Consider the following 739-nt stretch of genomic DNA (forward strand, 5'->3'; position numbering starts at 1 on the left):
TGTAACGGGAAGTAGCTCAGCTTGGTAGAGCACATGGTTTGGGACCATGGGGTCGCAGGTTCGAATCCTGTCTTCCCGACCAGTTGAAGACAAAAATGGGGCCTTAGCTCAGCTGGGAGAGCGCCTGCTTTGCACGCAGGAGGTCATCGGTTCGATCCCGATAGGCTCCACCATAATATCACGGCGGTGTAGCTCAGCTGGCTAGAGCGTACGGTTCATACCCGTGAGGTCGGGGGTTCGATCCCCTCCACCGCCACCATCGATTCGGACCTTTAGCTCAGCTGGTTAGAGCAGACGGCTCATAACCGTCCGGTCGTAGGTTCGAGTCCTACAAGGTCCACCATGTTGAAATATACGGAGGAGTACCCAAGTCTGGCTGAAGGGGTCGGTCTTGAAAACCGAGAGGCGTCGAGAGGCGCGCGGGGGTTCGAATCCCTCCTCCTCCGCCATTAACCAATTATTATTGCAGAGTAGAGCAACACATCTGTGAATTCGCTGCGAGTTGCCTCGACGCATCGAACATCCTCGAAATGGCTAGTAGAGGAAGAGGCAGCCGAAGAGACATAGAGCATGGCAAAAATTTTATTTATCTTTTATCATCGCGGGGTGGAGCACGACCGAATAAGCTTCTGTGAAAAAGCTACAGCGTACCGCTCGAACTGCAACTTGAATAGGCATACTGAGAGCGGGACGGCTAAAGGAACAAGGAGCATAGCAAATATCCATTTATCTTTTTATT

5 tRNA genes are annotated in these 739 nt (G+C 52.1%); all 5 read left to right on the forward strand.

What is annotated here, in order from left to right:
- Positions 1-5: 5 nt before the first annotated feature.
- The 5 genes from M4I42_RS16995 to M4I42_RS17015 all read left to right on the forward strand — a co-directional run bounded on the left by M4I42_RS16995 (position 6) and on the right by M4I42_RS17015 (position 449).
- Positions 6-82, forward strand: a tRNA-Pro gene (locus M4I42_RS16995).
- A 15-nt stretch (positions 83-97) separates the two neighbouring features.
- Positions 98-173 (forward strand) — tRNA-Ala (locus M4I42_RS17000).
- A 9-nt stretch (positions 174-182) separates the two neighbouring features.
- Positions 183-259: transfer RNA gene (locus tag M4I42_RS17005), tRNA-Met, on the forward strand.
- Positions 260-266: 7 nt separating this feature from the next.
- Positions 267-343: transfer RNA gene (locus M4I42_RS17010), tRNA-Ile, on the forward strand.
- 13 nt (positions 344-356) lie between these two features.
- Positions 357-449: transfer RNA gene (locus M4I42_RS17015), tRNA-Ser, on the forward strand.
- Positions 450-739 lie beyond the last annotated feature (290 nt).

The organism is Anoxybacillus sp. J5B_2022 (genome assembly GCF_026847645.1).
Taxonomy (GTDB): domain Bacteria; phylum Bacillota; class Bacilli; order Bacillales; family Anoxybacillaceae; genus Anoxybacteroides.